The following is a 26,864-nucleotide window of genomic DNA, read 5'->3' on the forward strand; positions in this document are numbered from 1 at the left end:
CATCCTTTCAAGCCTTTTGGAACGTTGCCGGACGCAGAATGCGATACGGGCTGTCCTTGCTGATATTCTCCGAATGGCCAATCAGCAGGTAACCGCCTGGATTGCTCGCATCATAAAACCGCTGTATCAAAGCATCCTTTGTCGGCTGGTCAAAATAGATCATAACATTCCGGCAGAAAATCACATCGAACTTAAGTTTAAAACGGATTGGATCCATCAAATTAAAGGTCCGGAAAATTACATTCTTACGAATCTCCGGCGTTACCGTATAAAGCCCGCTGCCATCTTGCCGCCTGATAAAGTACTTCCTGCGCCATTCGGGCGGAATATCTGCCGGGAGCTCATAAGAAGGATCCCGCGCTTCCGCCAAGGCCCTCTGTGAAATATCCGTAGCCAATACACGGGTATCCCATGCCGCAGCCTTCGTGCCGAAGTACTCCTTGAGACACATGGATATATTATATGGCTCTTCGCCCGTCGAACAACCGGCACTCCAAATCGAAAGCACCTTTTTGCGCTCGTTGCGCTTAGTAATATCCGGCAGGATCACTTTCATAAAGAAATCATAGTGATCCTTTTCACGCATGAAGTAAGTATAATTTGTTGTCAATTTGTTCAGCACAAATTCTATCTGCTCCTTATCCTTTTTGTTGAGCAGATCGTCTACAAACTCCTTGAAACTGGTATAGCCCTGCGCTTGCAAGGAAGCGGATAGCCGGCTGTTGATGAGCAATCGTTTCTGTTTCAGGTTGATCCCGTAATTGTCCTGCATAAAGCGAACCATCCGGTGGAAATCCGAATCAGATAACTGCATCATATCTCAACACCCCTTTTGCATGTATTTCGCAAAACCGTTTTCAGCTTTGCAGCAGCAGCGGACAATCCAGAACCAGCATAGTGCCCGACCCATCCGGCATTGCGCACATGCCCGACACGTACTTCTGCGCATTGTGCGCCGGCATCGTCAGAATGGTTTCTACCGGTATATCGATAATTTGATTGACTGTATCCACCAAGATGCCGATTTGCATCTCGTTGACATTCAAAACAATGATGCAATCTGTATCAACCGGCATAAGGCTCAGGCGCAGGCGCATATCAATCAGCGGGATAGTCTGTCCGCGCAAGTTAATAATACCACGCACATAATCCGGCACCATAGGAATTTTGGTAATGGGATAATTGGTGATGATCTCAATGACGCTTTCCGCTTCAATACCGAACATCAGGTTATCGGTCTGAAAGGTCAGATATTTTTTGGTTGCAACTTCGGTTAACTCTTTCTTATCCAGCTCAGCCGCCTGCTCCTCTTCTGTGGCAAACAGCATATTTTCATCAGACATGTTTGATTCACTCCTTCTCCGGCGCGCGTTTGACGATCAATAACCCGCAAAACCGGTATTTGATGTAAGCAGGCTGGCAACATCCAAAATCAGGCTGATATTGCCGTCTCCCAAAATCGTGCAGCCGACAATACCCGCTTCTTTAATTCCAAAGCTGTTCAGATACGTCGGCAGCGGCTTGATGACCACCTGCTGCTCGCCAAGCAGTTCATCGACAAACAGGCAGTAGGAGTTTTCGCTGGTTTCCACCCACACGAAAATTCCGTCGTCCGTTTTGCTTGCTTTCGGCTGCAGCCCATACAGCTCATGCAGACGCACGACCGGATAGAAATTATCCATCTTGCTGATCATTTCGCCCTGCATTGCGTCGTGAATAATTTCCGCCTCGGACGCATTAAAGGACTGGCGGATGTTCTGCAGCGGGATGGTAAAGATAGAATCGCCAACCGAAACCTCCATACCGTCCATAATCGCCGTAGTCAGCGGGATTTTAAGCGTCGTGCAGGTGCCCTTGCCAAACTCGCTGGTCATCAGCACAATACCGCCGACAGACTCAATGTTCTTTTTCACCACGTCCATACCAACGCCGCGGCCGGAAAATTCCGTAACCTCCGTATTAGTGGAAAAGCCGGGCATCATCAGGAAATTCATAATCTCACGCTGGCTGTAATCCGTATCCGGATTTGCAAGGCCCTGCCTGATAGCTTTGCGCAAAACCGCATCGCTGTCCACGCCTTCACCGTCATCCTCAATCCGGATGATAACCTCACTGCCCGTATTCTGCGCGGACAGGATGATTTCACCCTCCGGATTTTTGCCCGCTGCAATGCGCATCTGCTCATCCGGCTCAATACCGTGATCCATGGAGTTACGAACGATGTGCATAATAGGATCGCTGATTGCGTCCACAATCGTCTTGTCAATTTCCGTATCCTCGCCGATGATGGTCAGCTTCGCGCGGCGGCCCAGCTTCTGACCCATATCACGGACAATACGGCGCATTTTCTGGAACGTACCGGAAACCGGCACCATGCGCAGCGACATCGAGATATCCTGCAATTCGTCGGTCAGCTTGCGCAGCTGCCGGGCGGATTTATTAAAATTATCCAGCTTGGCAGCGTCGATCCCCTTGAGATCGGGCGACGCAGTTACCATAGCCTCCGTGATAACAATTTCCCCCACCACTGCCATCAGTTGGTCGAGCTTGGACAGGTTGACGCTGATAAGGCTCTGCTTAATCTGATGATGGGCCTGATTCTGTGCGTTGCTTGTTTCCGTCTTGGTGCTCTCTGCCGCCGGCTCCGCTTTCTTTTTCGGCGCCGGAGCAGCTTCATGCTTCGCAGGCTCCGCAGCCTTGGCCGGCTCACTTGCCGGTTCTGCCGGCGCCGCAGGCTGCGCCACGGGTTCCTCATCGATTTCCTGAAAGTTCTTGACAAAGCCCAAGCCGCTCACAACCTGAATCGCCTGTTTGCGATCATTGTCCGAGCTGAAATGCATCACAAAGCCATTCTCAGCGATAGATTCCGACAGAGAAGGATCGTTTTCCAGGTTTTCCGGTTCATAGGTAAACTCCTGCATGCACTGGTCTTTTACATCGCTGACCGCCATAAAAGCGCGCAGGTTTTCCATCCCGCAGCCTTCATCCAGGAACACACGCAGGGAATACCGATGATCGGCGTCCGCATGGCTGGTTTCCGCCGCAGGTGCGGCCTGCGCAGGCTGTGCCTGTGTCTGTGCCTGTGCTTCAGCTGCCTCTCCGTTAATTTTGTCGATGAACATATTAATTGTATTTAGGAAATTGTCGATATTGTTAGAAAGAGGTTCTCCGTTCTCGATCTTGCTTACTTCACTGCGGAAGTAATCAATCGACTTGAATAACAGGTCAAACAGCTGCGGCCGATCCTGTTCCGGAACAACCTCCATCGTTTTTTCACGAATCAAATAGAACAGATCCTCAATTCGATGCGCAATTGTCATCAGAGGTTCAAATTCCATCATTGCCGCAGAACCCTTTAGGGTATGCATGATACGAAAGATTTCATTTACATCATCTTCCGAAAGCGTGTCCGCCTGTTCGGCCGACAACATAATATTATCAAGCTGTTCCAGCAGTGTATTTGTTTCATACAAGTACATTTCCAGAACGCTATCGCTGTTATTTTCCATAAAATGAACGCCGCCTTTCTGAATTTTGAATAACCGTGTTTATTATAAATTCGACCAAATGCGGCAGGAATTAAGGCAGCATGCAAAACATTACAGAAATTTCTATGGAAATGGAGCCTTACTATGCCAAACATTACAAGCGTGACCAATCCCGTTCCGGGGCAGGAAGGCAATACATACCGGTCCCCCATCACGCCAAACGACACACAAATTCAGAACATTCCGGACCCGACGCGCGTCGGGCGAGCGGATGCCCGATCGGACCGCCAGGATACGGCCAATATGGATGTCGGACGCCGTTACGACTCCTATTTTCAAACGTTTCTGCAGGCGCTGCGTTCCTCCGGATCGATTACCGAAACCGCTGCGCGTTTCCTTATCGCCCATTCGGGTACGCTGGTGCTCTCCGGACTTTCCCAAGGCATTGCGCAGGAGCTTTCCCAGTTTATGCAGATGCTCAGCGTCGGACCGGAAGAGCTGCTCGCTCTGCTGCAAAACCAGATGTCCTCCGGCGCGCGCTTCAGCGGCAAGTTGTTCGATGCGCTGCGGGATGTTTTGCAGCACAACCCCTCTGCCGGCTTGAAAACTGATATTTTGCAGTTTCTCAAGCGGTTTAACGACTTTTCTTCCACCTCCCATATCGAGCGTAATTTACAGCGCACTATTCGGCAAATGACATGGTTTATGCCGAGCCGCTTCAGCAGCACGCTCGAAGGCCACGCCACTCAGCTCGAGCAGCTGCTCGCTAAGGGCGACCGGGGCGGTGTACTGCAACTCATGCAGGGCACCGTTCTCCCTTTCCTTTCGGACTATGTTTCTCAAATGCATGACCGCGGCATCGCCCGCAGCCTGTTGAGTATGCTGATTCTCGACATTGCCCGCTACGAAAACGGCAACCCGCAGTCCATGCTGCAATCTTTCTATCAGCTGCTCGGCTATTCCTCCATGAAGGAGCATTTCGGACAGATGGACAGCAAGCAGTTGATTCGTCTGCTGCAGGAAAGCGCAGCCTCAATCAATAACACCAACAATCCGATTGCCGACCATCTTTCACAGATGTCTGCCGCCGCCCTGCGCAGCGAAGGTAATGCAGATCTTCGGCAAACCTTCCAAGCGCTCGTTGATTCTATTCTGGTCAATCAGAGCGTATATATGCCGCTGGCGCACGCCATGCTGCCGGTGGAGATGGACGGCAGAATGATGTTTTCCGAATTGTGGGTCGATCCAAACGCAGAAAATGAAAACGGTTCGTTCTCGCAGGAAAAATCCATGCGCATGCTGCTCAAGTTCGATATACAGGAACTGGGCATGTTCGATCTGGTGCTGACCTATCATGACGGCACCGTGGATGCCTCTTTGCACTGCCCGCCGCATTTGGAGAAGTTCACCGAGCAGTTTGAACAGAAAATGGCGGCGCTGGCCGAGCAGGATGGACTGAAGGCAGCCACCATGCGCGCCGCTCCCATGGCACGGCCGCTCGCTATTTCCGAGGTATTCCCCAAAATATTTGAAAGGAAGGACAGCATCAATGTCGCAATATGATGGCAGTCGCAAGGCAGTAGCCCTGCAATATGAAAACGGCTCGCCGGCCCCCGTTGTGGTCGCCTCCGGTATGGGCTATCTCGCAGAAAAAATCGTTGAGGTTGCCGCGGAGAACGGTGTCCCGGTTTACGAGGACACCTCGCTGGCCACGATGCTTTCCCAATTGCAGCTCGGTCAGGAAATCCCGGAATCATTATATCGGTTCATCGTGGATATTTATGTATATTTCCTGCATTTTGACCCTAACAACCCGCAAAAGCCGCGTGTTCCGGTTTCCAAGGATGCCGCGGTACCTAGCAAGGAGGCGACTGAAACATGAACCGAAGAGGAGCCGAAAACGAAAAGTTCGTTTTTCTGGACGATAATCACCAAACGCTTGCCAGTGCTGTTCTGCTCGGGCAACAAGGCCAAATCAAGTCATTCCGTCTGATTTATGCCCCGAACTGCGATTTGCAGGCGCTCTCGTCTTTTAATGTACTGAGCGTCAATTCCACCGAATTCATGGCCTGGCGCGGCAGGATTCAGCAAATTCGCGGCGATGTTCTGGACTTTATCGCGGAGGAGCGAATTGACTCCCGTCTGCGTAGGCATTTGCGTATCCCCATGGCATTTCGCACCTACATATATCCGCTACACGGCCACGGCACCCGTCTTCCGATTATCAGCAAGGATATCAGCTGCGGCGGCATTGCTCTGTATTGCGTCACCCCGCTCAAGACCGGTGCGAAGTATGAAATTGCCCTGCCCTGCACCGAGCCTCCCATCATTGTCCGGCTCGAAATCCTTCGCGTCCTTTCCAAAGAGAAGAACCTGTACTCCTGCCAGTTCATCGATCTGCTGCCCCAGGAGGAAGCAATGGTTCAAGAAAGTATTTTTGAATATGACCTGCACCATCACACTGCGTAGGCCTACCGCGAATCCAAAAGAAAAGGTGTTGTAAAGAATGATGCACTTCAAAAAAACGTTTTTCCCTATTCGGAAACGCGCATGTGCGTTTCTACTCTGCCTATGCATGCTGCTGGGCTTTTTACCAGTTTTTACCCCAACTGCACAGGCCGCGGAATCCAACTATTATCTGGACCGGCTGGTGTCGTGGGATATCATGCGCGGCGACCAGTACGGTAATCTGGAGCCGAATCGCTCCATCACGCGCGCAGAATTTGTCACCATGCTCAACCGAACTTTTGGTTATACCAAAACCGGTGCGCAGCCGTTCCGCGACGTAGTAACCCGTGACTGGTATTATGACGATATCAGCGCAGCGTATACCGCCGGCTATTTTCAAGGCACCTCCAAATCGACCGCTTCTCCTAACGCAACACTGACGCGCGAAGAAGCGGCTACGATGTTGTGCCGCAACTTGATGCTGCAACCCGTTTCCGGCGAGAACCTGTCGTTTACCGACAGCCGCCTGGCCAGCAGTTGGAGCCGCGGCTACATCAAGGCTGCTGCGGATGAAGGCATTCTGCGCGGCGATCCGGACGGAAAATTCCGTCCCCTCGACAATATCACCCGCGGCGAGGTTGCCATCATGCTGGTTCGTGTGATCGGCACGCCCATTCAGGATCCCGGCACCTACTCAACCAGCGTTGCAGGCAACCTGATGGTCTCCTGCTCGGGTGTCACGCTTGAAAACATGACCGTTACCGGCGACCTGTATATCACTGGCGGCGTCGGGCTGGGATATGTCACGCTTAATAACGTGACTGTATACGGCAAAATCATCGCCAGCGGTGCTGGCGAAAGCAACAAGGGCGATTGCAGTATCATTCTGAAAAACTGCACTGCCCCGGAAATGATTGTCGACAGTCCCTCCAACCAGTATGTCACTATCCGCACGGTTGGCAATACTGATATTGACAAAGTATATGTCCGCACCGACACCTATCTGGAAGGCAAATCTACCGGACGGCACGGTTTCCAATATATCGAGGTCGACGGCGAATCCGGCACGCGGCTCGATTTGGCCGGCAATATCCATGAAGTTGTCACTGTGGCACCGGAATCCGAAATCAACGTCGGCAGCGGCACGGTGGAAAAAATGACCGTTGATGAAAACGCAGTCGACTCCACCGTAACGATTGCACAGGGCGCGGTGGTAGAAGAGCTGAATCTGGATACCGGAGCAACTGTGACCGGCAAGGGCGACATCGGCACCCTGAATGTCAACGCACCGGGCTGCAAGGTGGAAATGCTGCCGGATGATATCAACATCCGTCCCGGTATCACCGCCGACATTAACGGCATGACAATGGACAGCACATTGGCGGATCAGATTTCTGATTTCCCCCGCATTTTGAGCGGCTATCCGCGTATGGATGACATTGCACCGACACAGGCCGAAACCTCTTTCACGACCAACAAGCCCGGCACCATTTACTGGGCAGTTCGCCTGAGCGGCGACGGTCCGATGGCTGCCAGCGATCTAATCAAACCGCCTACTTATGGTGCCAACATTGTTAAAAACGGTAATCTTGCTGTGAAGGATGCAAACGAAGTACTTTCTCAGGCAATTAACGGCTTAACAATTGACACTTCCTATGTTCTATCCGCTGTACTGGTAGACAGCCGCGGCGACCAGAGTCTCGTCAAGAGTGTCTACTTCACCACTCCTGACAACAGTAAGCCTGATTTTGCTTCCGGTTATCCGAAGGCAACCACCATCGAGGATACTTATGTTGACTTTGATGTGGCAACCACTAAAACTTGTACTCTTTACTGGGCGATCTACAAAAAAGGTATGCCCGCCCCCACCGCAAACGACTTCAAGGACGGTTCACTGAGCGGTGCGATTGATTCCGGCAGCCGCAAGATGATCCGCAGCGAAGAGGACAGCATCCGCATGGGCGATGTGATCGAAACTGCCAAGAATGCGCTTGCTGAACTAACGGATTACGATGCTTACTTCTTCTTGACCGACAGCATCAACGACTCGTCTGTGAAAAAGGTTTCGATCACCACTGCTGATCGCACCCCTCCGGAATTCCTTAACAATTATCCGCGCATCAGCAAGATCGACAAAACTGCGCTGACCGGTGAAGCAGCCATCAATGAGGATGGTAAGGTCTACTGGGCAATCGTCAAGCACGGTACGGACTATCCGGTCGAAAACGCCGCACTGGATGATGATACTGCCAGAGAACTTGACCAGAAGCTGCAAATCAAGGGTGGCATGTATGCGCTTAAGAGTGGTTCCTTCAACGCCAAGGAAAATACTGCCGCTTCGTTCAATATGTCCGGCCTGGAGGCGGAAACCGCTTACGACATTTATTTTGTCGCCGAGGACAATTCCGGCAACCTGTCTGCCATCAAGGTTTTGGAAAATGCCAAGACATTGGATACCAACGCACCAAAACTGGTAGAATTGCGTTTTTCTGAGGCCAACGACGAAGGAATTCCGCTCGCGGATACCGACATCACGCTCGTGTTCAGCGAAGATATCTACAGCACGCAAACCAAGCTGTCGCTGGTGGAGATGTATGAATCCGACAAGGATACGTTTGATGTTGCCGGGAGCAAGGATGGAGAAACCGTTACGTGGTCAACGGTTATCGACGGAATGTTCACCCTCAACAATTTGGACATCACAGACCCGAATAAGAAGGTGTCACTGGATCTTGGCTCTCCCACCGGCAAAGAGAATATGACCGTTTCCCTTAACGAAGACGGCCAGACCGAGGTTACGTTCCATAACGCAGCACTCAATCTGCTCAGCGGCACGCGGTATCAGTTTGTTCTTAACTTTTTCACCGACTCTTCCAACAACAATATGGGTCGGGATACCAAGTCTGACGAATTCCGCATCATGGATGCACAAGTGGATTTCAATGAACTCGAGACTGTCACCATTACAGAGGATGACGGCTCTGCAGATGGTTCTCCTGTTTCAGTAGACACCACGTTCTCCATGATCCCTTATGCCAACAGTACTGCTAACGCGTCGGATAATACTCGCTACGACGTAATTATTGCATCGGATACCACAATTTCTTTCAATCTGTATCAACGAGAGCATACGACGGATGATAGCGTCAAATGGAAAAAGGTCAACCTGACCGATCCTATTTCCATTGTTAATCCCCCTACCGAAAAATGGTCCGGCAGAAGCTACAACAAGGATATTGCCGGATGGACAGAACCTGAAGATTATCCCGTCCTGCAAAGCCTGACAACCGGCTACGACTATGCAATTGAGTTGACCTCCATCAATGAAATCACTGAAAAAGATAAATGGGATGCAACAGTCAACCTATATCTATTCTGCGTTGCCGGTTCTCCGAGCAATCTGCGCAATCTGGTACAGGGCGATGTGACTGAATCCATTTGGCAGCAGCGTGTAATCACCGATAAAACTGTATCCTCCATCGGCAATCCCTCCAATTTCAGCATTGAAATCGTCCGTTCCAACCAGAGCGCGCCGAATTTCAACCAGGCATATCCGCGCATTTCGCCGGGTGACTCCCTCACGACGATAAGCTATCAGCTTGACCGCGCAGGCGACGTCTATTATGTTGTGGCACCGGAAACCAATCTGCCGCCGAAGGATGGTAACACAATTATCGATAAGGAATACGGAAAACCTTGGGACACCACACCTCCCCAAAGCTCCGGCATCTTGAATCTGGGTAAGCTCAATGACACAGATGCGCCAAATGTTCTCCCATCCGGCCCACGTAACATGAACATTACCAGCCCTAATGCCAGCCAGATTATGAACCCATCTCAGTTCACCAACGACGCTGGTTATCGCACCGGTAAAGCAACGTATTCCGGCGCCGGCACGGCGACCATTCAGATAGAAAATCTGAAGGCGAACTCCAAGTATTATATCTATTTTGTCCTGAAGGGTTCCTACGCACTGCCATCCAACGTAATGTGCTATAAGTTCTCCACGACGGATGTAGTATCGCCAAACCTTAAGGCAAACGCGCAAAACACCAACGATGTTCAGTATCAGGTTTCGTCGGCAACATCCGGTACCATTCTGATAGATACGTACTGGGCACTCTATAACGCGAACACCAACGGTCATCCCTCTATTTTTGAGCAAAAGATCACGGTAAACGGCAAACCCATGAAAATCCTTAATGCCATGAAGGATGACACATTCGACCTCAATGCCGACAGCGACACCAAACAGCAGGTTTGGGAGACCTTAACCGGTGGCGGTTCCGGTTATCTGAACTCGCAGTCTGGTCAAAATCTGAATGTCTCTGCGGGCGCTGAATGGGTTCCCTTCCAAAACTTCTTGGATTCCGAGAAATTGGAATACAACAATACCTATGTTTTCATTGTTGCAGCTCAAAACAAGCAAGGCGGCAATCCTGTATTCCGGTCTGTACAAAACATTATGCGTGTAGATGCGCTTGGTCCTCGCATTGAGAACATCCGTACACCTTCATCCACTGGTTCGAGTGCTCACCTGTACAGTGGCACTATCACCGTCACCTTTGACAAGAAGCTTTATGTCCGCAAGAGCAATGGCAGCAAGGCAGCATATCCTCCCGGAAATACAACAGATGCCTATCCGCTCGGCGAAGGCTGGTGCTATATCAGCAAGGCTAATTTGAAATCGCTTTCTATTACATGCCAAAATATTCCCGCAGGCAGCATGATCGAAATTTCGCCCCATGGGCAGGATTCTGCAGATAAGGATGTCTCCTATCCTTTCCTTGGCGAAAATGATTATTTCAGCAAACTGGATCCTATCCGTCTGCTCCTCAATGAAACCGTCAATGAAGACGGAACATCCACCTTCCAATTTGTTATCAGCGCGCCTACGCAAGACTGTGACGGCATGACATCAGAAATCATCCCCTCGTAAACTCATATAAAAAAAGAAGCCCACGCGGGCTTCTTTTTTTGCATTTTCCCTGTTCGCTTTAATTTTACTTGATTTTTCCCAATACTTGATTTTTCCCAATATATGATATATGATATATAATATCAATGAGTACAAAATCTTCCTGAAAGGAGAATGCAACGTGAAGGCCATTTGGGAATTTTTAGATAACTTCTATGCCGGTGTTTATGTAGCAGATATGAACACCTATGAATTGATATACATGAATGCCAAGGCTCGAGAATGGTTCCAGATCTCCGACCCTGAGGAGTATGCGGGGAAAAAATGCTATGCTGTTCTTCAAAAATTCCGCATGCCCTGTCCGTTCTGTACCAATACACAGCTGATAGACGATCAGTTCTATGAATGGGATTACTATAACCCTGTTATCAATAAGACCTTCCATCTCAAGGATTATATCATCCAATATGAGGGACGAAAATGTCGTATTGAAATTGCCATTCCCGATGATGCGGTTCTCAAAGCCAAAAACGGCAATGCGGATGACACTGAGATGAATCCGGACTTTTTTATCAACAAATGTCTGATGGCCACGCATTCTGCATCCGACCCTTCCGTATCGATAGGGCTGATGCTGCAGTATATTGGCTCGCAACTCGGTTGTGAAAACATTTTTCTCTATGAGCGAATGGATAACGGTGAATTCCTGAGCACTTATCATTGGGCCCCCACATCTACTGAGCATCCCTTGAATCTTTCCCTTCAAGTGGAGTACCCTCAGCACCTTCAAAGCCTATACCGCAACGAAGTTTTGATTTTCAGTGACAGCGATGATCGTTTGCCAACCCCTTCCCAATTTTCGTCACAACAGGATTTTGCAGACATCCATACGCTTGTACTGTCCCCTGTGCTGTCCAAAGGCCGAATTATCGCGCTGCTGCGTCTGGATAACCCATCGGTACAGCACATTCGCAAAATATCCGGCACCATCAAGGTCTTATCGCACTTTATGGGTTCCATCTTGTTGCGCCGGGATCTGATGTCTCATTTGGAAGAACTTAGCTACCACGATTCCATGACGCAGCTGCTCAATCGACATGCGCTCAACCAGTATATCAGCAGCGAGGATTATCAAAAGCGAGAAACGCTTGGTTTAATTTATTGCGACCTGATTGGCTTGAAGCGCATCAACGACAACTTGGGTCACAACAACGGAGACCGCCTGATTATGCAGGCCTCTCACATTTTGACCGAGCTATTTTCTTCCAAAAATGTTTACCGCATCGGCGGGGATGAATTTCTGGTCATCTGTCAGGATATCTCCCAAAAGGGTCTGGAAGAACAGGTGGAACAGCTCCGCGCCCGTGTTGCACAGGATAATTGTGCACTGTCCATTGGATACACTTGGTCGGATTCTCCCGAGGATGACTTTTCCCAACTCATGACGCTGGCTGACGACAGCATGTATCGAGACAAACTGTCCTATTACGAAAACCAAAAAGCGCATGATCCGCATATCGAGTCCTCCAGATCCACTGCGTTTCAAGCGTTCCTGCAAAACTATTACTTTGACGCCGAAACCTTTTTCCATTCCATTGCCATGCCCGAAGCGCCGTTCTACCTGTATTGCGGTGACGTTCAGCGCAATATTTACTATATCTCCGACAACCTGCGGGACACCTTCAACTTTGACAGCAACCTTGTCTATGATTTTGTCGGCTTGCTGGAACAGCGCATTTATGAACCGGATCGCCAGCTTCATATCAAGGACTCTCAAGCCATGTTCCGCGAAAAGCGCACTTCGCACAGTATCCGCTACCGTATCTTTGACAAAAACGGTCAGCTCATCTGGATTCATTGCCGAGGGATACTCACTTGGGATGAGAGCAAAACTACGCCTTTGTTTTTCTCCGGCAGTATGATAAGTCTAAAAAACGAATCCGAAGTTGATCCCGTTACCGGCCTTTTGAATCTGTCCTGCGCGCTCAAGGATCTCGCAACGCTTTGCCGTCGGCAGGCCAAGCTTCTGCTTCTGTGCTTCAATCTGCGGAATTTTTCCGATATCAACCTGTCTCTGGGACGGAATACCGGAGATTCCATGCTGCGTGAAATCGCCAACCGCATGGAAATGGAGTTGGGTGAGCAGTTTGAATTTTTCCGATTGGATGGCGTGCATTTTCTGGTGTTAACACAACTCGACTATGATGTCCGTGTACTCTCCGACACCATTCGTCAAATCGTTCTTGATATTTATCGACGCAATGGTATTCACATTATGTATCCTTGCGCCATCGGTGTTTTGCACGCCCCTCAGGACGGCACCGCCCCGCAAGAGCTTATCGACAACATCCTGTTGGCGACACAAAATGCCAAAAAGACCTATTCCACAGATTTTGTCGAATTTTCTACCTATATCTCCAAAGGATACCGTGAACAAAGCGACATCAGCATGGCACTCAATTATAGTGTAAATCATGGTTTTCAGGATTTTCAAATCGTTTTACAGCCTCAGGTTACGGCAGATACCGGCGAGATTTACGGAGGCGAGATCCTGCTTCGATGGACCTACCATGGTCAGGATATTCCCCCATCTAAATTCATTCCCATTCTTGAACAAGTCGGCCTTATTGTCCCGGTCGGGAAATGGGTAGTCACGCAAATCATGCAAGCCTGTCAGGAAATCTTTCTTCGTGCACCCAATTTGAAAATTTCCTTCAACGTCAGTTATTTACAGATTCTCGACCCCTCCTTTTTTGATTATATTCACAATGCCATGCTTTTATATGGCATTCCCGGACGTAATCTGATGATCGAATTGACAGAAACACATTTTGACGAAATGCCGGATTATCTGGAACATTTTATCGAACGATGTGATAAGGTCGGTATCTCCTTTGTTTTGGATGATTTCGGTACGGCGTATTCCAGTCTGCACATGCTGCTGCAGTACCCTGCCGACCTCATCAAACTGGATCGCACTCTGATGTGTGAGCTCACCTCTTCCCCTGAAAAATTGAATTTTATGATGAGTATCATTTATGCCTGCCATCGTTTTGGTAAAAAAGTATGCGTGGAAGGAGTGGAGACGCAAGAGGAACTTCAAATTGTCCGTCAAACTGAATGCGACTTTATACAAGGCTTTTATTTCTATAGGCCGCTTGAACTTCCGGATTTTTATCGTATCTTGCGCAGTAAAGATAATAAACTCACTCAAAGCTGAACTAGTTCTTTGGAAAGGATTATGAGCCATGCAAGAATATATGGATTCCATGCAGCATTATCTTGGTGCATCATGTGAAGTGCTTAAACTGGATAACAATTTTTTATTTGCCGGTTCTATCCACCAGTATGATGCCGGCGAGGACGAACTAACCGTCTCTATCCGTAATGGCAATGAAACACCGCAGGGAATTATATACCATACACCTGTCAAACTGCATGTGCAGACGAACATCGCAATGAATAAAGTGCTCCTGCTTTACGGTCAGGTATCCCGCTGTGCGGCTGATTTCTGGAAAATTGCTTTGAAACATAGTTTTTCCTGTGCAGAGCGACGCAGCAGCTTCCGTCAACCGGTCACCGCTGAAGCGATTGTTTCTCGTGGCTCTGGCATGGCCTCCTCCGCAGTGGCACCCTGCAAAATGATTGACGTCAGCCTGAGCGGACTTTGCTTCAGCAGTCAGGAACGCTATCTTGAAGGAGAACAAATCTTTATTTCCTCCCTGCAGCTGCGCCGTAACGGCCCCACTCATTCCTTTTCGTGCACTGTGCAGCGGGTACAGCCGCTGGAATCCGGTGCCTTACGATATGGATGCAGCTTTAACGATATCACGGAACGTCAGGAGGATTTGCTTTTCCAGGATATGTTCTCGCTTCAAGTAAAGGCATTCAATCAGCAATAATGAGTGCTCTGCGCAGGACTCCTATGGGATTTTTATCTAACCCTTACAAAAAGCTGATTTTTCATGCCGCATAGGATGTCAGCAATTCATACGATTTCCCGACATTAGCACCCAAGGGGCGCTGCTTTTGCAGCGTCCCTTTTCTGATGTCCGATAGTCTCTTTTGCAAAGACCACTCCCCCAAAAGCCTCGACTATTATTCTAACATGTCACATATTCAAAAAAATGCAGCAAAATCTACAAATACTGTAAATACGCCTATTTTTTTGGTATATTTTGTGCGATAAGTATATATTTTTTGTATTCCGAACTTCTTTCATTGTGCAAAAAAGAAAATATTATTGGATATAACTGTTATCATTTGAAAAAAACGGTCAAAAATATAGACATGGGTTGTTGCTGCTCATGTACAACAGTTCACACTACACGGGAATGAGAAAACTAAATGGGAAGGTGTTATCGTGAAATTAGGGATCGCGCAAAAGCTAGCTTTAGGAATCCTAATTCCGCTCATTTTGGTGTTGGGCGGTATTGGAGCGCTGCTCGGTATGCAAATTTCCAACACAGTGGAGCAAATGATGACGGAAAATTTAACCGCACAGGCGGAGTCCGGTGCGCAGCAAGTGAATGCATTTTTGAAGCAATACTACGGCATTGTAGACACGATGGTTTGTTCGCCTGCCATTTCCAATGTGGCAGCAGATCAGGCAAAAACCTCATTGGACGGCTCGGCGTACTTTTCCGAAATGCTCAACGAACTGAAAGAAATCCAGCAGCGATATGAGGGGACGGTGCTGGGCGTTTGGTTTGCGGATATCGGCCTGCAGGAGCTGGTGTATTCCGACAATAGCCGCTTCACTTCGGCAGATATGGACTTCTCCACGCGCGAATGGTATATCCTTAGCCAACAGAAACAGAAAGCGATTGTCACGGGTGCTTATATAGATGTCGCAACACAGAAATTGGTCATCAGTATAGCATGCCCCATTATGAGCAACAACAATATGATTGGTGTAGTAGGCCTCGATGTTTCCACAGAGCAGTTGAGCAATTCTCTCAGTTCCATTCAGGTCGGTGAAACCGGCTACATCACCTTGATTGACTCCTCCAACATGATCATCTATCATCCGGACTCCTCCGTGGTCGGCACTACGATTGAGGAAGCACAATATTCCGACAACATGAAAGAAGCGTTGCTTAACCGCAACAGTGTAAAAGGCTTGTCATATACCCGTCAGAACACTCCGTATTATGGCAGCACCGCCACTTTGGATGACATTGACTATGAAGTTCTGGGTGTCCTTCCGTCAGAAGAATATAACAGCCACGTCACCAGTACCGTACGCGTGATTGTCATCAGCTTTGTCATCTGTGCTATTCTGTTGGCAATCATCGTTATCCTGCTTGCCATTTCTATCATTCGCCCGCTCAAGCGTCTGGGCAAGGTTGCAGATCGTCTGGCCGACGGCGAATTGGATGTGGATTATCATGTGACAGGCCACGACGAAGTTGCCCGCCTGGGCCAGTCCACGCTACGCATTGTGGATCGTTTGAAGACGTACATCAAATATATTGACGAATTATCCTCTGTTCTGGATCAAATGGGCCGTGGCAATCTGGTATTCGAGTTGCAGTATGATTATCACGGTGAATTCGCCAAGCTCAAAGAGGCACTGTTGCGTATCCAGAAGAACCTTTCGGAAACATTGTCCAGTATTGCAATGTCCGCAGCACAGGTGCACATGGGATCGGATCAAATTGCCAGCGGTGCGCAGGCACTGGCACAGGGCGCGACTGAGCAGGCATCTTCGGTGCAGGAATTGTCCAGTACCGTGCAGAGCCTAAATGAGAAGGTCACCGAAGGCGCAGCGCAGGCCGGTCAGATGATTGAACAACTCAATGAAGTAAAATCACAAGTGAGCACCAGCAATGGGCGAATGCAGGATATGCTCACTGCAATGCAGGATATCAGCCGCCACTCTAATGCGATTGGTAAGATTATTAAGACGATTGACGACATTGCGTTCCAGACCAATATTCTAGCACTGAATGCAGCAGTTGAAGCTGCCCGTGCAGGCGCAGCAGGCAAAGGCTTCGCAGTGGTCGCCGATGAAGTGCGCAACCTTGCCGGTAAGAGTGCGGCAGCAGCCAAGGAGACCAATGAATTGATCGCGCATTCCGTGGAAGCTGTCAAGCAGGGCGAAGGAATTGCCCGCGCAACGGCTGACGCGCTCAGTACGGCTGCCTCTAATTCCGATGAGGTTGTCGAAGCAGTCGAACGTGTTACACGCGATTATCAGGATCAAGCAGCCCGCTTGAAGGAAGTTTCTATCGGTGTCAACCAAATTTCTGAGGTAGTGCAGACCAATTCCGCTACTGCTGAGCAAAGTGCTGCGGCCAGTGAGCAATTGTCCGGACAGGCGCAGATGCTGAAGGGCATAATCAGCCATTTTGTACTGCTCGAATCCGAAAACGGCATGCCCATGTCATCCTTTGGCGAAAACAGTTCTACCGATTCGGTCTCCCCAGCGCCGGTAGAGCATTATGACAGCACTAACTATACTGATAAGTATTGATTATGCCACTCACATAAGCAATACAGAAGCCCAGCCAACGCTTGGACTATTTGAAAAAAAGAGGGACGCTACAGCATGTAGCGTCCCTCTTTCTGCCTGTGACAGATATGTCTTCACTTATGCGTTTTCTGCACCGAAGAACAGTCGAATATCGTCTTCCACCGTGCCGATGCCTGCAATACCGAAGTTCTCCACCAGAACCTTGGCCACATTCGGGCTGAGGAAGGCTGGCAGTGTCGGTCCGAGATGGATATTTTTGACACCCAAATACAGCAGGGACAGGAGTACGATTACCGCCTTCTGCTCATACCACGCGATGTTGTAAACAATCGGCAGGTCATTGATATCCTCCAGTCCAAAGACCTCCTTGAGCTTGAGCGCAATCACTGCCAGTGAGTAGGAGTCGTTGCACTGTCCCGCATCCAGTACGCGCGGAATACCGCCGATGTCACCCAAATCCAGCTTGTTATACTTATACTTGGCACAGCCTGCGGTCAGAATCACCGCATCGTGCGGCAGTGCCTTGGCAAAGTCTGTATAGTAGCTGCGGGACTTTGCACGGCCATCACAGCCCGCCATTACCACAAACTTGCGGATCGCGCCACTCTTGACCGCTTCTACAATTTTATCTGCCAGCGCGAGCACCTGCGCATGCGCAAAGCCACCCACGATTTCGCCGCGCTCGATTTCTTCCGGCGGCGCGCAGTGCTTGGCATGCTCAATGAGCGCAGAAAAATCCTTGTGCTCCCCTACGCCGCCCGGAATATGCTTGCAGCCCGGATAGCCTGCCGCACCCGTGGTGTACAATCTATTCTGATAACTCGCCGCCGGCGGCACAATGCAGTTGGTGGTCATCAGAATCGGACCGTTAAAAGACGCGAATTCCTCTTTCTGCTTCCACCACGCGTTGCCGTAATTTCCGACAAAGTGCGGATATTTCTTAAACGCCGGATAGTAATGCGCGGGCAGCATTTCCGAGTGCGTGTATACATCCACGCCCGTGCCTTCCGTCTGCTCCAGCAGCATCTCCAGATCGCGTAAATCGTGACCGGATACCAAAATGCCGGGGCGTGTGCCAACGCCAATGTTTACCCGCGTGATTTCAGGATTGCCATAGGTTTCGGTATTCGCCTTGTCCAGCAGCGCCATACCCTGCACGCCGTACTTGCCGGTTTCCATTGCCAGCGCTACCAGCGCGTCTACCGACAGGCTGTCATCCAAGGTTGCCGCCAAAGCACGCTGCAGGAAGGCATCTACCTCGCCGTCATCTTGAAGCAGCGCATTCGCATGCTTGGAGTACGCCGACAGGCCCTTAAGGCCATAGGTGATCAGCTCACGTAGAGAGCGGATGTCCTCATCCTGCGTAGACAGTACGCCAACGGTCGCAGCCTTAACTGCAAAATCCGCTTCGTCCGCCGTCCAGTGTGCAGCCTCCGGCAGCAGTTCCGGCTGCGCTACGCGACGCAGCAGCTCCCGCTTGACTTCCAGTGTCTCACGAATGCAGGCCACGATTGCATCTTTGTCAAAATTTGCATTTGTAATGGTGATAAACAGATTGAGCGTAATCCGGTGGTTGATTTCCGGCGCAATCTCTTCGCCCTGCTTGCGCAGCGCGGTGGTCACCGCGGAAAGGCCCTTGGTCACATACACCAGCAAGTCCTGCATGGCAGCGACATCCGGCTTTTTACCGCATACGCCTGCCATTGTGCAGCCGGTGCAGCCCGCAGTTTCCTGACACTGATAACAAAACATTTTCGGTTCCATCGTTCATTTCCTCCACATATACCATGAATCATACAATCCATACGGTTGTTGACGTTACAAGCGAAGTATACTATACTCAAGACAACAAGTATGTTGTTATAACAACAATGGAGGAATGTTTTTTGAATACCACCGTTTTATCGAAAAGCGCACTGTTTCGCGGCATCCAACCGGACGAAGCGAAAGAAATGCTGCACTGTTTAGGTGCAGAGCGGCGAAAATTCAACAAAGGCGCACGCATTTTCTGTGCCGGCGATGTTACAACCGATCTTGGTCTCGTCCTCACGGGCAGCGTTTTAATTCAAAACGACGATTTCTGGGGCAACACCACCGTTCTGGACCATGTGATTCCGGGTCAGATTTTTGCGGAAACCTACGCCTGCACCGGCGAACCGCTGATGGTAGATGCGGTTGCGGCGGAACCTGCCGAGGTGCTGTTGCTCAACGTTGGGCGAGTACTGCAAACTTGCCCGCAAGCCTGCACACACCACAGCCGACTCATCCGCAATCTACTCTTTCTTTCCGCGCGCAAAAACTTAAATCTATCGCGCAAAATTTTTCACACCGCATCCAAATCCATCCGCGGACGGCTGCTGTCCTACCTTTCGTTTCAATCGACGCGCTGCGGCAGCCGCAGCTTCACCATTCCGTTCAACCGCCAGCAGCTCGCAGATTATCTGAACGTCGACCGCAGCGCACTCTCCAATGAGCTGAGCAAGATGCAAAAGGACGGCTTACTCCATGTCGACCGTAACCGATTTGAACTGCTTTGCAGCCAGGATATGCTGCAAGGTTGAGTTGCACGATACTTCATGAAAAACCGTCAGCCAGTTTTTACATCGCGCATTCGCAGCCAACACACACAAAAGCAGTAACCCACCAGAACAAAAACGAAGGAACTGATTGCAAACGCTGTGCCACTGCATTGCATCGGCTCGGTCGGGTGGTGCGAGCACATGGAAAGCGGCAGCAGTGAGAACGGAAAGTATACCCCATACCCCTTCACCACCGCCGCAATACCGCAAAAGCCACCCAGAAGCCCTGCACCCACCGGCACGGCAAACGAGCGAATGACCAACGCCACGGCAAGCAGCAGCGCAGACTGTACGGTCAGGCTCCACCAACCGCGCAGCAGCCACAGCGGCAGCGCCGCGGGCAACGGCGCGGTTAGACCTGCAACAAGCCCGCCGATGATAAACAACGCACCAATCAAAAGCTGCGTCAGCGCACTGAGCAGCGACACAACGACCAGCTTGCTCAGTACAACAGTATGCACCGTAATCGGCTGCGTCATCACCATATTCCAGTTGCCGTGCAGATGCTCCAACCGGCACAAATAGGCGCAGTAGATTCCCACGAGCGTAGGTGCAAACAACGTGCAGTAGAACAACGCGTGCTGCGTCCAAAGTGAATACCACGCATCCTGCAAAATTGCAATATTGCCCAGATAATTGAGTGTTCCAAACACTGCGGATAGCAGCGGCAGCACCAGCGCTGCAATCCAGATACACGAACGGCGTAATTTCAGCAGTTCTGCACGAATCGACCAAATCAGCATCGCTCAAACCTCCTTCCGCACAAACAACCGTCGGCCAATGCAGTACAGAACGACCAGAAATACCACAGCCACACACAGTGACTGTATATCAAACGAAGTAAAGTAATAGTGAGTGACGCGGGTCTGTTCGTTCCAATCCATCGCTGCCACATGCAGCACACCATAGTATCCCCACGGAATGCATTTCTGCACGGCAGTCGGAAAAAACAGGGAAAACAGCCCGGCAAATGAGCCAATTAATCCGAATATCATTCCTATCATCTGATTGGAAATCAGCAGCGAAAGAATCAGCTGAAACAGTACCAGCACGGTTGTGACAAGCAGCACCGCGACAAAATACAGCGCAATTTCTACTGTCGGCAGCGGTCCCACAAACCCGTGCCGCACACCGAATATCACCATCACTGCGGTTTGCAGCAGCAGATAAGCCGCCATATAACATACCGAACACAGAAATTTGGCACAGAACAGGCTGCCTGCTGTCTGCACCGTCTCAAGCAGCTTGAGCGTCTGCCCCTTGTGCTCGATATCTGCAATGCGAGAGGCCACTATCGCCGCGACAATCGGCGTCATCATGGCGTTGAGCAGCGGAAAGGTGTACAGGATATTGCACCACCCCTCCTGCAGCTCGGCCTCGCTCATATTCCGGAACGACCACAGCCCCCATGCAAGCTGCACTGCAAGCATAACCAGCGGCGCAAGCCAAACCCACCTGCGGTGGCATTTGTAAAACTCCAATGCAAGCGCTTTCACAGACTGTTCGCCCCCTCCGTCAAATCCAGGAAAATGTCCTCCAGATTTTTGCGACGCTCTTCCAGCCGTATGACGCCAATCTGCGCTGCGGTCAGCAGCCGGACACAATGCGCCGCCGCCTCATCCTCCAGAGGCGGCAGGAGCAGCAAGCCATCGCGCGCTTCGCACGCAATACCGTTTTTTGCAAGCATCTCCATGGCTGCTTCGTCTCGGTTGGTGCGCAGCGCGAGATGGTGCTCACTTTTTTCATGCAGCCGTTCAATCGTATCCTGATAAACCAGCGCGCCATCCGCAATGATGCCGACATGGGTGGCCATCTGGTCAATTTCGCTCAGCAGATGGCTGGACACCACCACTGTCATGCCGAACTGCCGCGGTAAATCGCAAATCAGTTCGCGCATTTCCTGAATGCCCGCTGGGTCCAGTCCATTGGTTGGCTCATCGAGAATCAGCAGGCGCGGATGCGTCAGCAGTGCCGCCGCCAACCCCAGCCGCTGCTTCATCCCCAGCGAATACTGCGCAACTTTTTTGTCCTTTTGTCCGTCCAGCCGCACCAGCGCCAGCGCTTGTTCAATCGCGCGTTCCGGTACACGGCGCAGCATCTGCAAAATACGTAAGTTTTCCGCTCCTGTCAAGTGACCATAACAGGACGGCGACTCAATCAGCGAACCTGTATTCCGCAAAATCTCCAGTCGGTTTTTGGTGTTCATCGCGCGGCCGAATACCGTAATTTCCCCGTCCGTCGGATGCACCAGCCCCAGCAGCATTTTGAGCGTTGTGGACTTTCCTGCGCCGTTCGGACCAAGAAAGCCATAAATCGCCCCCTCCGGCACTGCCATATGCAGATTTTTGACACGCATGGCCGCACCATATCGCTTGCAAAGCCCCCGTGTTTCAATCAGATAATTCATCGAAAAGCACTTCCTTTCATCCCACAGTTTGCATGCTCTGCCTTACAGGCCGATGAATCCTGCCTTACTTTTACCTTACATTTTCGCCGAAAGGTGTTTTACTGTGGTATGATAAGCATGGTGATTACTATGGAAACATTTTACGACTACAAAATACTGGTGGTCGATGATGAAACAGCCCTATGCGATATGATTGCCGAAATGCTGACCCAGGCAGGATTTCGTGCAGTGCGCACCGTGCAAAGCTGCGCGGCGGCGCGCGAACAGTTCACTGCTTTTGCCCCGGACGCTGTATTGCTGGACATCATGCTGCCGGACGGAGACGGTTTCTCCCTTATGCGTACGCTGCGTCACGAACGCGATGTACCCATTTTATTCCTGTCCGCGCGAGATGCGGATGAGGACCGGCTGCACGGGTTGGGACTAGGCGCAGATGACTATATTGTCAAGCCCTTTTTGCCGCAGGAACTGGTCTTGCGGCTGCAAGCCGTACTGCGGCGCGCCTACGCTACCCGCTTACAGGAAAACTCCGATATACTGCGCATGGGGGAAACTGTTGTGGACTGGGGCAGCGGCACAGTCACACGCGGCGGGCAGACTGTCTCCCTCACCGCCAAGGAATACGCCCTGCTGCGCAAATTAGCAGCAAACCGCGGCAATATTGTGACCATTGACGCGCTTTGCAGCGCCGTCTGGGAGGATGGCAGCTTCGGTTACGAAAACACGCTGATGGTGCATATCCGACGGCTGCGGGAAAAAATCGAGGATACACCGTCCGTGCCCCGCTGGCTGCTGACTGTGCGCGGGCTGGGCTATCGGCTGGCGAAGGAGGAGGCGCGATGAAGGGATTAGGGCGCATCCTGTTCCGCTTTACGGCAGCGGCAATTGGCGTAGGTATCTTTTTGCTGCTGCTGAATCTGTTTGTATTGATATATTTCATTCTGAGCAGCGCTGAGATACAGCCAACATCGACCAACTATATTGAACAAATCGCAGGCGGCATCGCCCGTCAGCCGGACGGCAGCTGCTCGATTTCCGCCGAAGCACAGACGTTGTTGGACGAGAACTTCGTCTGGGCGATGCTGCTGGACGATGCCGGAACGGTTGTCTGGCAGGACCGTATGCCCGAAACACTGCCGAGAGCCTATTCCGCGGGCGATGTTTCCAGCTTTTCCCGTTGGTATCTGGAAGATTATCCGGTGCACACCTGGTCGGATGCAGACGGCCTGCTGGTTCTGGCCAGCACACCGGGCAGCGAGTGGAAATACAATATCGTGATGCCGACAGCGCAGCTTGCACTATTGTTCCGACTGATGCCGCTCGTGCTCACCATCAATCTACTGGCTGCACTTTTACTGGCACTATTTCTTGGCTGGCGCATGTATCGTTCCGCCTCCCCCATTGTGTCCGGTATCGCAGCGCTTGCCAGCGGCGAGGCAGTCGAGCTGAGCGAAAAAGGCGTATTGGGCCAACTGGCGACCGGACTGAACCGAACCTCCTCCCATTTGCTGCGGCAGCAGGCACTTCTCAACCGCCGCGACCGCACCCGTACCGAATGGATTGCCGGCATATCGCACGACATCCGTACACCGCTGTCACTGGTACAGGGCAACGCCGCACAGCTGGAAAGCGATACCCGATTGCCAGAGGAGGCGCGCCAGCGCGCTGAACGAATCCGGCTGCAAAGTCAGCGCATCAGTCGCCTCATCAGCGACCTTAACCTCACATCCAAGCTGGCATATGCCATGCAGCCGCTGAACTTTCAGCCATTTTCTCCGGCCAAAATGCTGCGGGATGCGGCTGCCGAATGGCTCAACGGACTGGATGATACGCAACTCTCGCTTGCAGTAGACATCCCGCCTGCATGCAACGCGCTTGTTGCGCAGGGCGATGAACATCTGCTGCGGCGCGCGGTCGAAAATTTGCTGCGCAACTGTAGTGCACACAATGGCGCTGCCGTACAGGTACGCCTGTGCCTGACCGCCGATCAAACCGTATGGCGCATCATTGTCGCAGATAACGGCACTGGTCTGCCCCCCGACGTGCTGGCGCGTCTACAGCATGGAAACCGAGAGGCACTGCCCACTCATGGATTGGGGTTGACGCTGGTGCAGCAAATTGTGCAGGCGCACGGCGGCAGCACACTGTTCAGCAATACTACGCCCGGTTTACAGGTTACACTTGTTTTGCCGATGCAGCCGCCCTGCTCTTCTAAATAGCCTGTCCAGACGCAAAAAGAGAGGGACGTAAACGTCCCTCTCTTTTTGTCAATCCATCCGCGGATCATTGGTTGGGAAACGATGCGAACAAACCGCGCATCAGTGCCATCAGGCCCTGCGCAATCAGCACAATCGCAATTACCACCGAGATTGCTACTACTGCAATCATCGGGTGCATTAAAATCGCTGCACCAAACAGCAGCACGACTGCGCCTACGCCAAGCTGCACACCCCAAAACGGCATCCCGCTTCTGCGGTAAACCAGCGCTCCCGCACATTTGACAACGCCGGAACCAACCGCCCACACAGCCAGCACGTACGGCAGTATCTCAACCGCCAGCCAGCCATTACACAAGAACACAACACCGAGCAACACATCAATGATGCCATCCGCCAGAAACCAGCCGGAAAGCCCATACACCCATTTGCGCGCGGCATAAACCACCAAGTCCGCCGCACCGGAAACCAGCATGGTCAATCCAAACAACCAAGCCACCGAAAGCAACGTTTCCTGCGGATGAACGAGAAAATACAGGCCCATAACCAACAAAAACAATCCAATCAAAATCCACGGAATGCTTCCAGGTTTGTTTTTCATCAGAGCCGCCTCCATTTTACCCATTCTCTGTTTTGTTCAGCAAATCCATAAACTCCTCGCCTGTTATGGTTTCCTTTTCCAGCAGATGGTGCGCCAGACGGTGCAGTGCCTCCATATTCTCCTGCAAAATGCCAACTGCCTTTTCGTGCGCAGTTTTCACGGTCTGCACAACTTCCTCATCAATCTGCGCCGCAGTCTGCGCTGAGCAGGCCAGAGAGGTATCGCCAGACAGATACTGATTGGTTACGGTTTCCAGCGCCACCATATCAAATCGCCGGCTCATGCCGTACCGCGTAATCATCGACCGCGTCAGCTTGGTTGCCTGCTCAATATCGTTGGATGCACCAGTGGTTATCGAACCGAAAATCAGCTCCTCCGCCGCACGACCGCCCGTCAACGTGGTCACCTTGTTCAGCAGCTCCTCGCGCGTCATCAAATTGTGCTCGCCCTCATCCACCTGCATCGTATAGCCCAGTGCGCCCGAGGTGCGCGGTATAATAGTAATTTTGGTGACTGGCGCGGAATTAGACTGCTTGGCCGCCACCAACGCATGTCCGATTTCGTGATAAGCCACGATTTCCTTTTCCTTCGCGCTGAGCACCGCATTCTTGCGCTGCGCACCCGCGATGACCGTCTCCACGCTCTCTTCCAAATCGGCCTGCTCGACTGCGCTGCGTCCCAGACGCACCGCGCGCAGCGCCGCTTCGTTGATAATGTTTGCCAAATCCGCGCCGGACGCACCCGAGGTTGCACGCGCAATCGCATTGAAATCAATGGTTCCGGACATGTGAACATCCTTAGCATGCACCTTCAAAATCGCGATACGGCCCTGTAAATCGGGCAGCTGTACCGGAATACGCCGGTCAAATCGGCCGGGACGCAGCAACGCGGGGTCGAGCGATTCCGGACGGTTGGTTGCCGCCAGAATGACTACGCCCTTGGTGCCGTCAAAGCCGTCCATCTCGGTCAGCAGCTGGTTGAGCGTCTGCTCACGTTCGTCATTACCGCCTATGCCGCCGCCGTCACGCTTTTTGCCGATGGTATCAATCTCATCGATGAATACAATACACGGCGCTTTTTCACTCGCCTGCTTGAACAGGTCGCGCACCTTTGCCGCGCCCATACCAACAAACATTTCGACAAATTCGGAACCGGAAATCGAGAAAAACGGAACATGCGCTTCGCCGGCTACTGCCTTCGCCAGCAGCGTTTTACCGGTGCCCGGAGGGCCGACCAGCAGCGCGCCCTTGGGCAGCTTTGCGCCGATGGAGGCATATTTATTCGGGTTGTGCAGGAAATCCACAATTTCGGTCAGCGCTTCCTTGGCCTCGTCCTGTCCGGCTACATCTGCGAAAGTCTTGCCGGTTTCGGTTTCCGCATAGATTTTCGCTCCCGACTTGCCAAAGCTCATCGCGTTGCCGCCCATACTCTTCATCATCTTTTTGCTCAGCCACTGGCCAACCACGACAATCAGAATAATCGGCAGTGCATAACTGAGCAGGATAGTCAGCATCGGCGAAGTCTGCGTCGGTATTTCGGCTGCAAAATTCACATCTGCCTTATCCAATCGGCTGTACAAATCCGAATCGGGGAAAATACCGGTCTTGTAGATACCGGTCGTGCGTCCGTAAGGACACCTTGTTTCGTGTGATACGAAGGTGCCCGCGGACTGTTAGGAATTCTGCTGTTGGCACAGCAGCAACATAAAAGTATCAAAAAGTTGTCATCA

The 26,864-nt window shown here is 51.2% G+C and carries 18 protein-coding genes and 1 pseudogene; 10 read left to right on the forward strand and 9 right to left on the reverse strand.

The genetic code is table 11. The features are described from left to right. Positions 1–7 precede the first annotated feature (7 nt). From ACTQ34_RS08755 to ACTQ34_RS08765, 3 genes are read right to left on the reverse strand one after another with little or no spacing between them, the layout of a single operon-like run. On the reverse strand, positions 8–817 hold the full coding sequence (locus ACTQ34_RS08755) for a CheR family methyltransferase (RefSeq protein WP_441363460.1): 810 nt from the start codon (positions 815–817) through the stop codon (positions 8–10). A 40-nt stretch (positions 818–857) separates the two neighbouring features. Then, positions 858–1,343, reverse strand: a complete 486-nt coding sequence (locus tag ACTQ34_RS08760; RefSeq protein WP_441363461.1) for a chemotaxis protein CheW — start codon at positions 1,341–1,343, stop codon at positions 858–860. Positions 1,344–1,379: 36 nt separating this feature from the next. Further along, positions 1,380–3,509 carry a chemotaxis protein CheW gene (locus ACTQ34_RS08765; protein WP_441363462.1) on the reverse strand — a complete coding sequence of 710 codons (2,130 nt, stop codon included), beginning with the start codon at positions 3,507–3,509 and terminating at the stop codon, positions 1,380–1,382. Between the two features lie 123 nt (positions 3,510–3,632). On the opposite strand from ACTQ34_RS08765, the gene ACTQ34_RS08770 reads away from it, so the two are divergent. The 7 genes from ACTQ34_RS08770 (at position 3,633) to ACTQ34_RS08800 (ending at position 17,332) form a co-directional block, all read left to right on the forward strand. Beyond that, the gene (locus ACTQ34_RS08770; protein WP_441363463.1) at positions 3,633–5,051 is read left to right on the forward strand and encodes a hypothetical protein; all 1,419 of its coding nucleotides are present in this window, start codon (positions 3,633–3,635) and stop codon (positions 5,049–5,051) included. Beyond that, positions 5,038–5,370, forward strand: a complete 333-nt coding sequence (locus ACTQ34_RS08775) for an EscU/YscU/HrcU family type III secretion system export apparatus switch protein (protein WP_441363464.1) — start codon at positions 5,038–5,040, stop codon at positions 5,368–5,370. The genes ACTQ34_RS08770 and ACTQ34_RS08775 overlap by 14 nt, the downstream gene beginning before the upstream one ends. Beyond that, on the forward strand, positions 5,367–5,957 hold the full coding sequence (locus ACTQ34_RS08780; protein WP_441363465.1) for a PilZ domain-containing protein: 591 nt from the start codon (positions 5,367–5,369) through the stop codon (positions 5,955–5,957). The genes ACTQ34_RS08775 and ACTQ34_RS08780 overlap by 4 nt, the downstream gene beginning before the upstream one ends. Before the next feature lie 37 nt (positions 5,958–5,994). Continuing rightward, positions 5,995–10,875, forward strand: coding sequence for an S-layer homology domain-containing protein (locus tag ACTQ34_RS08785; RefSeq protein WP_441363466.1), 4,881 nt, complete (start codon positions 5,995–5,997; stop codon positions 10,873–10,875). Between the two features lie 160 nt (positions 10,876–11,035). Then, on the forward strand, positions 11,036–14,074 hold the full coding sequence (locus ACTQ34_RS08790; protein WP_441363467.1) for an EAL domain-containing protein: 3,039 nt from the start codon (positions 11,036–11,038) through the stop codon (positions 14,072–14,074). Between the two features lie 28 nt (positions 14,075–14,102). Continuing rightward, on the forward strand, positions 14,103–14,756 hold the full coding sequence (locus ACTQ34_RS08795) for a PilZ domain-containing protein (RefSeq protein ID WP_441363468.1): 654 nt from the start codon (positions 14,103–14,105) through the stop codon (positions 14,754–14,756). A 461-nt stretch (positions 14,757–15,217) separates the two neighbouring features. Further along, positions 15,218–17,332, forward strand: coding sequence for a methyl-accepting chemotaxis protein (locus tag ACTQ34_RS08800; protein ID WP_441363469.1), 2,115 nt, complete (start codon positions 15,218–15,220; stop codon positions 17,330–17,332). A gap of 117 nt (positions 17,333–17,449) precedes the next feature. On the opposite strand, the gene hcp is transcribed toward ACTQ34_RS08800, so the two are convergent. After that, positions 17,450–19,096, reverse strand: a complete 1,647-nt coding sequence (gene hcp / locus ACTQ34_RS08805; RefSeq protein ID WP_441363470.1) for a hydroxylamine reductase — start codon at positions 19,094–19,096, stop codon at positions 17,450–17,452. Positions 19,097–19,218: 122 nt separating this feature from the next. On the opposite strand from hcp, the gene ACTQ34_RS08810 reads away from it, so the two are divergent. Further along, positions 19,219–19,893, forward strand: coding sequence for a Crp/Fnr family transcriptional regulator (locus ACTQ34_RS08810; protein WP_441363471.1), 675 nt, complete (start codon positions 19,219–19,221; stop codon positions 19,891–19,893). 26 nt (positions 19,894–19,919) lie between these two features. Here the strand turns inward: ACTQ34_RS08810 and ACTQ34_RS08815 are convergent, their stop codons facing one another. The 3 genes from ACTQ34_RS08815 to ACTQ34_RS08825 are packed head-to-tail and all read right to left on the reverse strand — an operon-like array spanning position 19,920 to position 22,318. After that, the gene (locus ACTQ34_RS08815) at positions 19,920–20,654 is read right to left on the reverse strand and encodes an ABC transporter permease (protein ID WP_441363472.1); all 735 of its coding nucleotides are present in this window, start codon (positions 20,652–20,654) and stop codon (positions 19,920–19,922) included. Between the two features lie 3 nt (positions 20,655–20,657). Then, positions 20,658–21,407, reverse strand: coding sequence for an ABC transporter permease (locus ACTQ34_RS08820; RefSeq protein ID WP_441363473.1), 750 nt, complete (start codon positions 21,405–21,407; stop codon positions 20,658–20,660). After that, positions 21,404–22,318: an ABC transporter ATP-binding protein gene (locus tag ACTQ34_RS08825; RefSeq protein WP_441363474.1), complete on the reverse strand. Its 915-nt coding sequence runs from the start codon at positions 22,316–22,318 to the stop codon at positions 21,404–21,406. Before ACTQ34_RS08825 ends, ACTQ34_RS08820 begins: the two co-directional genes overlap by 4 nt. Before the next feature lie 129 nt (positions 22,319–22,447). Between ACTQ34_RS08825 and ACTQ34_RS08830 the strand changes: the two genes are divergently transcribed. Next, complete coding sequence (locus ACTQ34_RS08830; RefSeq protein WP_441363477.1) at positions 22,448–23,161, forward strand: response regulator transcription factor; 714 nt, start codon at positions 22,448–22,450, stop codon at positions 23,159–23,161. Beyond that, positions 23,158–24,537, forward strand: a complete 1,380-nt coding sequence (locus tag ACTQ34_RS08835; RefSeq protein WP_441363475.1) for a sensor histidine kinase — start codon at positions 23,158–23,160, stop codon at positions 24,535–24,537. The genes ACTQ34_RS08830 and ACTQ34_RS08835 overlap by 4 nt, the downstream gene beginning before the upstream one ends. Positions 24,538–24,601: 64 nt before the next feature. Here the strand turns inward: ACTQ34_RS08835 and ACTQ34_RS08840 are convergent, their stop codons facing one another. Then, positions 24,602–25,135, reverse strand: coding sequence for an HdeD family acid-resistance protein (locus tag ACTQ34_RS08840; protein WP_441363476.1), 534 nt, complete (start codon positions 25,133–25,135; stop codon positions 24,602–24,604). A 16-nt stretch (positions 25,136–25,151) separates the two neighbouring features. Next, a pseudogene (gene ftsH, locus ACTQ34_RS08845) lies at positions 25,152–26,762 on the reverse strand (ATP-dependent zinc metalloprotease FtsH); the annotation flags it as partial. Between the last annotated feature and the right edge of the window lie 102 nt (positions 26,763–26,864).

The sequence above is a fragment of the Agathobaculum sp. LCP25S3_E8 genome (genome assembly GCF_052117165.1).
In the GTDB taxonomy this organism is placed as follows: domain Bacteria; phylum Bacillota; class Clostridia; order Oscillospirales; family Butyricicoccaceae; genus Agathobaculum.

Coding starts and splice junctions, on each gene's coding strand:
- hcp (WP_441363470.1), bottom strand. CDS start 19,096: ATGGAACCGAAAATGTTTTGTTATCAGTGTCAGGAAACTGCGGGCTGC.
- ACTQ34_RS08830 (WP_441363477.1), top strand. CDS start 22,448: ATGGAAACATTTTACGACTACAAAATACTGGTGGTCGATGATGAAACA.
- ACTQ34_RS08825 (WP_441363474.1), bottom strand. CDS start 22,318: ATGAATTATCTGATTGAAACACGGGGGCTTTGCAAGCGATATGGTGCG.
- ACTQ34_RS08835 (WP_441363475.1), top strand. CDS start 23,158: ATGAAGGGATTAGGGCGCATCCTGTTCCGCTTTACGGCAGCGGCAATT.
- ACTQ34_RS08755 (WP_441363460.1), bottom strand. CDS start 817: ATGATGCAGTTATCTGATTCGGATTTCCACCGGATGGTTCGCTTTATG.
- ACTQ34_RS08815 (WP_441363472.1), bottom strand. CDS start 20,654: ATGCTGATTTGGTCGATTCGTGCAGAACTGCTGAAATTACGCCGTTCG.
- ACTQ34_RS08760 (WP_441363461.1), bottom strand. CDS start 1,343: ATGTCTGATGAAAATATGCTGTTTGCCACAGAAGAGGAGCAGGCGGCT.
- ACTQ34_RS08795 (WP_441363468.1), top strand. CDS start 14,103: ATGCAAGAATATATGGATTCCATGCAGCATTATCTTGGTGCATCATGT.
- ACTQ34_RS08780 (WP_441363465.1), top strand. CDS start 5,367: ATGAACCGAAGAGGAGCCGAAAACGAAAAGTTCGTTTTTCTGGACGAT.
- ACTQ34_RS08785 (WP_441363466.1), top strand. CDS start 5,995: ATGATGCACTTCAAAAAAACGTTTTTCCCTATTCGGAAACGCGCATGT.
- ACTQ34_RS08770 (WP_441363463.1), top strand. CDS start 3,633: ATGCCAAACATTACAAGCGTGACCAATCCCGTTCCGGGGCAGGAAGGC.
- ACTQ34_RS08765 (WP_441363462.1), bottom strand. CDS start 3,509: ATGGAAAATAACAGCGATAGCGTTCTGGAAATGTACTTGTATGAAACA.
- ACTQ34_RS08840 (WP_441363476.1), bottom strand. CDS start 25,135: ATGAAAAACAAACCTGGAAGCATTCCGTGGATTTTGATTGGATTGTTT.
- ACTQ34_RS08775 (WP_441363464.1), top strand. CDS start 5,038: ATGTCGCAATATGATGGCAGTCGCAAGGCAGTAGCCCTGCAATATGAA.